At 58.6% G+C, this 7,007-nt stretch carries 7 protein-coding genes and 1 pseudogene; 3 read left to right on the forward strand and 5 right to left on the reverse strand.

Annotated elements, in window-relative coordinates; all coding sequences use genetic code 11:
* Window positions 1-932 (reverse strand): molybdopterin-dependent oxidoreductase (locus ADK28_RS08970; RefSeq protein ID WP_048795473.1); only part of this gene is annotated, 932 nt, incomplete at its 3' end.
* 282 nt (window positions 933-1,214) lie between these two features.
* Here ADK28_RS08970 and dacD point away from each other — a divergent pair.
* Window positions 1,215-2,384, forward strand: coding sequence for a serine-type D-Ala-D-Ala carboxypeptidase DacD (dacD, locus tag ADK28_RS08975; RefSeq protein ID WP_048795474.1), 1,170 nt, complete (start codon window positions 1,215-1,217; stop codon window positions 2,382-2,384).
* A 65-nt stretch (window positions 2,385-2,449) separates the two neighbouring features.
* A complete protein-coding gene (locus tag ADK28_RS08980) occupies window positions 2,450-3,355 on the forward strand; it encodes a LysR family transcriptional regulator (protein WP_048795475.1) in 906 nt (301 codons plus the stop codon).
* Between the two features lie 88 nt (window positions 3,356-3,443).
* Here ADK28_RS08980 and ADK28_RS08985 read toward each other — a convergent pair whose 3' ends face one another.
* Both ADK28_RS08985 and ADK28_RS08990 read right to left on the reverse strand, forming a co-directional pair.
* Window positions 3,444-3,992 (reverse strand): inclusion body family protein, encoded by a 549-nt coding sequence (locus ADK28_RS08985; protein WP_015378018.1) that lies wholly within the window; start codon window positions 3,990-3,992, stop codon window positions 3,444-3,446.
* A gap of 462 nt (window positions 3,993-4,454) precedes the next feature.
* Entirely contained in the window at window positions 4,455-5,639 is a 1,185-nt protein-coding gene (locus tag ADK28_RS08990; protein ID WP_016927548.1) for a CMD domain-containing protein, read from the reverse strand.
* A gap of 17 nt (window positions 5,640-5,656) precedes the next feature.
* On the opposite strand from ADK28_RS08990, the gene ADK28_RS08995 reads away from it, so the two are divergent.
* Complete coding sequence (locus ADK28_RS08995) at window positions 5,657-5,914, forward strand: hypothetical protein (protein ID WP_033640157.1); 258 nt, start codon at window positions 5,657-5,659, stop codon at window positions 5,912-5,914.
* Window positions 5,915-6,060: 146 nt separating this feature from the next.
* On the opposite strand, the gene sapF is transcribed toward ADK28_RS08995, so the two are convergent.
* Both sapF and ADK28_RS31395 read right to left on the reverse strand, forming a co-directional pair.
* The gene (sapF, locus tag ADK28_RS09000; RefSeq protein WP_004930589.1) at window positions 6,061-6,873 is read right to left on the reverse strand and encodes a putrescine export ABC transporter ATP-binding protein SapF; all 813 of its coding nucleotides are present in this window, start codon (window positions 6,871-6,873) and stop codon (window positions 6,061-6,063) included.
* Between the two features lies 1 nt (window position 6,874).
* A pseudogene (locus ADK28_RS31395) lies at window positions 6,875-7,007 on the reverse strand (peptide ABC transporter ATP-binding protein); the annotation flags it as partial.

Raw genomic sequence — 7,007 nt, forward strand, 5'->3', positions numbered from 1 at the left:
AACAGGGCGGGTTCGCCGGCGGCCATACGCTGGCGGTGAGTTTCCAGCAGCGCTTTCACCATGCCGCGCACCGCTGCCATATCGCCGCCCAGATTTGGCTGGTAATAGGAAGAGCTGATCGGCGAGGATTTTGGCGTCAGCATCTGCACCGGATCCTGCGGATCGGCGAACCTTTCCAGCCCGCGCTCGCGCAGGGTGTTAAAGCTGACGATGCGCGCGCCGCGTCGGGCGGCGTTTTTCAGGCTGTGCAGCATGCGCGGGTGGTTGGTGCCGGGATTTTGACCGAACACGAAGATGGCGTCGGCCTTTTCGAAGTCATCGATGCGGATGGTGCCTTTGCCGACGCCGATGCTCTGCTTCAGCCCAACGCCGCTCGCTTCGTGGCACATATTGGAACAGTCGGGGAAGTTGCTGGTGCCGAGCATGCGGCCAAACAGCTGATAAAGGTACGACGCTTCGTTGCTGGCGCGGCCCGAGGTATACAGCTCGATCTGGTTCGGGTTGTCCATGCCGTTGATGTGTTTGGCGATCAGTGCCAGCGCGTCCGGCCAATGGATAGGCTCATAGTGGTCGGTTTCGGCGTTGTAGCGCATCGGATGGGTGAGGCGCCCTTGATACTCGAGGAAATAGTCGCTCTGCTGCTGCAGGGTGCTGACGCTGTGGGCGGCGAAGAATTCAGGCTCCACGGCGCTGCGCGTCGCTTCCCAACTGACCGCTTTGGCGCCGTTTTCGCAAAAGCTGAAGGTGCTGTGATTGTCGTCGCCCCAGGCGCAACCGGGGCAGTCGAAGCCGCGCGCCTTGTTGACGCGCATCAGGTTGCGCATGTTTTTTAGCGTTTGTTTACTGTCGAGGACAAAGCGGGTGGTGGCTTCAAGCGAACCCCAGCCGCCCGCCGGGCCGGTATAAGGCTTGATTGACGGTTTGAATTTCATGGTGACACTTCGCAGGTGGTTGTAGCTAAAAAGTAAACGCTTTTTTATGCGTTTTGCGTATTTATGTCACAAGTTTAGGAGCGCGGCAGGCGGGCGTCTAATCGAATGGTGCAATGGCGGCATAGAGCGTATCTATCGCAGGCGGACGCTGACCTAAACAAATGGTTGCATAAAGACACCCGCTGCAAAAGAGTAATGGTTTCGTCTGAAAGTGAATTCATGCAGTCTATCTCGCGGATTATATTGGCATTTTATTCAGCCTGCGGGCCTGAGGAACACAGCGTGAAGCGTTCAGTATCAGTGGTGATCGGCGGTATATTACTGCCTTTGGCGGCGCAGGCGGCGGAAACGACGCCCCATTTTCCCACCATGACCCCACCGGCGATAGACGCCGCCTCTTACGTTTTGATGGATTACACCACCGGCCAGGTGCTGGCCGCCGGCAATGCCGACGAGCGGCGCAATCCGGCCAGCCTGACCAAACTGATGACCGGCTTGGTGATCGACCACGCGCTCGACCAGCATAAGATTGGCCTCGACGATGTCGTCACCGTGGGGAAAGACGCCTGGGCGCAGGGCAACCCGGTGTTCAAAGGCTCCTCGCTGATGTTCCTGAAGCCTGGTGACAGGGTCACGGTACGCGATCTCAGCCGCGGCATCATCATCGATTCCGGCAACGACGCCTGCGTGGCGATGGCCGATTATGTGGCGGGCAGCCAGGCCAACTTCGTCAAGCTGATGAACGAGAAGAGCGCGCAGCTGGGCCTGCAGAACACCCATTTCGAAACGGTACACGGGCTGGATGCGCCGGGGCAGTTCACCACCGCCGGCGATCTGGCGGTGATTGCGCGCGCCATCATCATGAGCGAGCCGGCGGAATACCATATGTACAGCGAGAAATCGCTGACCTGGAACGGCATCACGCAGCAGAACCGCAACGGCCTGCTGTGGGACAAGACCCTGCACGTCGACGGCCTGAAAACCGGGCACACCGCCTCGGCCGGCTTCAACATCATCGCCTCCGCCACCGAAGGAGATCGCCGCCTGATCGCCGTGGTGATGGGCGGCAAAAGTTCCAAAGGCCGCGAGGAACAGGCGCGTAAGCTGTTGACGTGGGGGCTGCGCGACTTTACCACGGTGCACCTGTTCAGCGCCGGCCAGAGCCTGGGGGACGAACCGGTCTGGTACGGCGAAAGCCACCGCTTGCCGGTCGGCAGCGCGCAAGAACAGTCGCTCAGCCTGCCGAAAAGCGAGGCGGACAAACTGAAGGCGCAGTACGTGATCAATGCCGCGCGGCTGGAAGCGCCGATCAACAAAGGACAAACCGTTGGCGAGATCCGCATCAGCGATAATGGCCAGGTGGTGAAAACCCTGCCGCTGGTGGCGCTGCAGGCGGTGCCGCAGGGCGGCGTGTTCTCGCGCCTGATGGATTACATGAAGCTGAAGCTCTGACTCACCGGGCGAGCGACGACGCCCGGTGGTATACTGAGCGCGAATGCCGATCATTGAGCCGCGCTATGGATATTAAACAACTGATTTATTTGTGTAATTTAGAACGGGAACGCCACTTCGGTCGAGCGGCGGAGGCCAGCTTCGTCAGCCAGCCGACGCTGTCCATGCGATTGAAAAACCTGGAAAAAGAGCTGGGCGTTTCGCTGATTAACCGCGGCAACCATTTCGGCGGTTTTACTGCCGAAGGCGAGCGGGTGCTGGCGTGGGCGCGTGAGATTGTCTCGGTTTACCAAGGACTGAAGCTGGAGGTGGAGTCGCTCAAGCACGGTTTGCACGGCACGTTGCGCCTTGGCGTGGTGCCGCAGTGCAGCATCTCGGTGGCTGAAATGCTCAAGGCGGTCAGCGAGCGTTATCCGCATCTTGATTACCGGCTGGCGGTGCTGAGCGCCGATCAACTGCTGGAGGCGCTGACGGCGCATACCGTCGACATCGGCATCGGCTTTTTCGAGCTGTCGACGCTGAAGGAACTGCATTTTCAATCGCAACCGCTGGTGGAAACCGGCGTCGAGCTGGTATTTCATCCGCAACACTTCCCTAAGCTGGTGGGCGACACGCCGTTGCCGCTGGAGGCGGTGGCCGCCTTGCCGCTGTGCCTGGCCGAACCGACGCGTTATTTCCGCCGCTATCTCGATCAGCACTTCCGCGACGCCGGGTTGACGCTGCACACGCGGCTCGAGACCGCGTCGATCTTCCAACTGCTGGAGGGGATTTTCGTCGGCCTGGGCTGCGGGCTGTTCCCGCGTGGCCAGCTGCAATCGCCGCTGTTGCCCGAGCTGCAGCGGCGCCCGGTGGCCATCGGCGCCATGCCGCGTCATGCGGCGGTGGTGGTCGATATGGCGGAGCGCGCTACGCCGTTGGCGCAAAAATTCTTCGACGCCGCCAGCGAGTGGCTGCGTCGGCAAAAGGAATAGAGACGTTTATGTTTATCCGACGTTCCAGCCATGATGATGGCCCCGTGGGGCCATCATCATGTTTTCTCTAACGGCCGATGAAATTATGTTAATTGCTGATGGTAATGGTCGGATCCCAATAGAAATAACCCAGTAATTTCTGATCGCCGCCGTTTGGCCGATAATAAAGGCCAAATTGAATGCAATAGTTTTCCGTACCGGTATTGGTAATGTCTGCCTGTATAAACCAATAGGTTTGGTTGGTGAAGCTGACGGGGAATACGGTATTTTGCGCCGGCATCATCGAGCTGCGGGTGTACATTTTGAAGGTCGGGTTGGAGAAAACCTGGGTGCCGCTGCCGAACTGCGGCAGCCCGTAGATCAGCACGCTGGCGTCGAAATTGGCGGATTCAGAGGTGCCGGTCCAGCGAATGACGTCGCCGACATTGGCCTTAAAGTTCAGGTCCGCCGTGCCGGAGCCGCCGATCACCTGTTCGGAGGTGACGACCATATAGGCGTATTGATGGCCAATGCCCGTCGGGTTGCCGGCGTCCTGGCTGGGATTGTTATTCTCGAATGCTTCTATCAGGGCATCGGTATCGATGACAACAATCACGTTAACGATACTGTTGCTGGATTTAAGTTCTTGTTCAGACATAGGGTTACCTCACAATATTTTTTGCTGTGATAGAAAATTGAAAATAATGAGAATAACGGCGAGCTTTTATCTTTGTTGAATATTTAAAATGGGTCATCACAACGCCGCTATCGGCTTAATCATAGAAACTAAATAGCAAGACGACCACTGCTGAAAGGTTAGGGGTTTTAATGAGTCCATCTATTAATTAGCAGGGTTAAAACCTTGTTTTACTGCTTCTGCGATGAGAACGGTTACAGAATTGAGCGATGGCGCAATCTGCCTATTGCTTTGTTTGCAGACATAATTTTGACGAACCCTGTTTTTCGCCGGTGGCAGAATAAAACGAATCATAATCCTGATAAATGAAGTGTGTTTGGATTTTTGCTTTATCAATTTATATTTTGGTGAAGTTTTTCGCCAAAACAGAGAAGGGGGGAGTTAACGGCGAAGAACGTTAGCCGTCAACTCAGTGATGACAGATCACAGCGCCGGTTGTACCGGTTCCGCATCGCCCAACGTTTGGCGCAGGCGATTTTCCCAAGCGTAGAGCGCGGCGGTGAGGATCACTTCCAGCGCCTGCGCCTGATTCAGGCCGCTGTTGAACAACGGCTGCACGCTCTGCGGGGTAAATTTCTCCGGTGCGCGCGTCAGCTCGGCGGCGGTGTGGATCACCGCGCGTTTGACGGCATCCTCGGTAAATGCCAGCCCCTGAGGCAGCCCGGCGAACAGCGCCTGGGCCAGTCCGTCGTCCTGGAGCTCTTGCGTCACCGTGGCCGCGCAATAATGGCTGCCGTTGATGCGCGAAACCGCCAGCGTCGCCAGCGCCTTCAGGCGGCTCGATAACCCATATCCTTCGGCATTGATGCCGTTGAACACCCCGTTACGCTCGCGCAGTGCGGCGGCATCGTGCGCCAACAGCAGATAATAAGATTCGGCGCGCGCCTGCGGGTGACTCTGATCCAGCACGTCAAGCTGTTCGGCAGCGGCGGCTTCCGTGTCGATCGGCGGCAGACGCGCGGTCCAGCTTAACTCTTCGGCACTGAAAGCGACGCCAACGGCGTCTTCGACGTTAGGGAAGCCGGGCACCACCGCCGCCGGCCGGCCGGCCAACGCCGCGACGCCCGCGACCACGCGCGCTTGATAGCTGACAAAACCGATGATTTGCGAAAAGGTGACGATATCCGCCGGACTCAGCCCGACGTCGCCAAGCTGTTGCAGCGCCTTGCGGCAAATCAGCGTGGGCTGGCTGGCAAGCTGGCGGGCGTATTGAGTGATCTGGGCGAGGCGGATATTGCTTTCCCGGGAAGCGTCCGGGCTGTGCAGCGGGGCGAGGCGGGCGGCATAGTGGCTACAAAGCGACTGCACGCCCGTCACCTGAGCGACGGTCAACGCGGTGCTGAGGCGATCATATGGTGACATTGTCACGTATCGTGATAATGGCACCTGATCGGGAAACAGCGCATGGTAGCCGGCCAATGAGGCGTTGAACACCCCGGCGCGAGCGCTGAGCGCATTGTTTAAGGCTTCATCGGCGAAGGCGCCCAGCCCCAGCAGAAAGCGATCGCGAAGGGTGGCCGCCTGAGGCTCCAGCGGCGCATCGCCCCGCACGCTGCTTTGGGTTTCGTGATACCACTGGGCATTATGTTGTCGACGGAGTCGTTCCATAGGGTCAATCCTTAATCATGATCAACAGCCAACGCGGCGTACGGCAGCGGCGGCTGGACAAAGAGGCAACATGCCCCCAGGCGGGGCGAAAGGCGGATTTAGCGCAGCTCATCGCAGCACAGCGCGTGGCCATAAACAGAGAAACCGGCGGCCAGGGTGAGCAGAAGCTGCGTGAGGCGGCGATGGCGAAGGCTGTTCATCAGTGCGATATCCTGTCGTATGAGAGACTCAACGTAGGGGATATCCTCACCGATCGCCCTGGCGAGATAAAATAATGTTACGGACTAATCAATAACTGAAAGGAATAAAATATAAGGATATATAACAAGAATGTAATTTGTATGTGCGTTTTCTTGCTAAGCGGCAGGCGCGTACCGCAATAAAAAACCCGCCGCAGCGGGTTTGTAGGTGAAGGCGTGACTCAGAAGCGGCCGCCGTCGCGCCGCCAGGCATCGGCGGTCAGCGCCTCGCCGAAGTGGCTGGCGATAAGGCGCTTGGTCAATTCGTGCAGCGGCGCCGCCAACACCTCCGCGGTGCTGCCGCGTTCGACGATTTCCCCTTCGTGCATCACCAGCACCTGGTCGCTGATATGCTTCATCATGCCGAGGTGCTGGGTGACGTAGATATAGGAAATACCGTGTTTTTCCTGCAGCTCCAGCATCAGGTTGATGATTTGCGAGCGCATCGACATGTCCAGCGAGGCCAGCGCCTCATCGGCGACGATCACCTTCGGTTGCAGGATTAGCGCGCGCGCCAGCGCGACGCGCTGTTTTTGCCCGGAGGCCAGCATGTGCGGATAGTAGTAGGCGTGATCCGGCAGCATGCCGACCTGGCGCAGCGTCTGGTTGATACGCTGCTCGCGCTCGGCAGGCTCAAGATCGGTGTTCAGCCGCAGCGGCGCATCCAGCAACTGGCCGATGCGCTGGCGCGGGTTGAGCGAGGTGCTCGGATCCTGAAAAATCATGCGAATGCGCTGGCTGCGGTAGCGATAGTCGCCGAATTCCAGCGGATGATCGTCGATCAACAGTTCGCCGGCGGTCGGCTCCACCATGCCGGAGAGCATCTTCGCCAGCGTGGATTTGCCGGAGCCGTTCTCGCCGATCACCGCCAGCGTCTGGCCTTCGCGCAGGGTAAAGCTGACCGATTTCACCGCCTCGACGTGCTGGCGGCGGAACAGCCCGGTGCGATAGCGGTAGGTTTTGCTCAGGTTGCGCACTTCCAACAGCGTTTCCATGTTATTGCTCCTCCATGTTCAGCGGGAAGTGGCAGGCGAAGAAGTGGTTTTTGACCGGGCGCAGGCGCGGCGTTTCGATACACTTCTTCTGTGCGTAAGGGCAGCGTGGCCCCAGGCGGCAGCCGATCGGCAGG

Source organism: Serratia sp. 506_PEND, assembly GCF_001076875.1.
In the GTDB taxonomy this organism is placed as follows: domain Bacteria; phylum Pseudomonadota; class Gammaproteobacteria; order Enterobacterales; family Enterobacteriaceae; genus Serratia; species Serratia marcescens.

Excerpts from the sequence above, each read along its gene's own strand:
- sapF (WP_004930589.1), bottom strand. The coding sequence starts at position 6,873 with ATGGAAACGCTGTTGGAAGTGCGCAACCTGAGCAAAACCTACCGCTAT.
- ADK28_RS08985 (WP_015378018.1), bottom strand. The coding sequence starts at position 3,992 with ATGTCTGAACAAGAACTTAAATCCAGCAACAGTATCGTTAACGTGATT.
- ADK28_RS08995 (WP_033640157.1), top strand. The coding sequence starts at position 5,657 with ATGATCAACAGCCAACGCGGCGTACGGCAGCGGCGGCTGGACAAAGAG.
- ADK28_RS08980 (WP_048795475.1), top strand. The coding sequence starts at position 2,450 with ATGGATATTAAACAACTGATTTATTTGTGTAATTTAGAACGGGAACGC.
- ADK28_RS08990 (WP_016927548.1), bottom strand. The coding sequence starts at position 5,639 with ATGGAACGACTCCGTCGACAACATAATGCCCAGTGGTATCACGAAACC.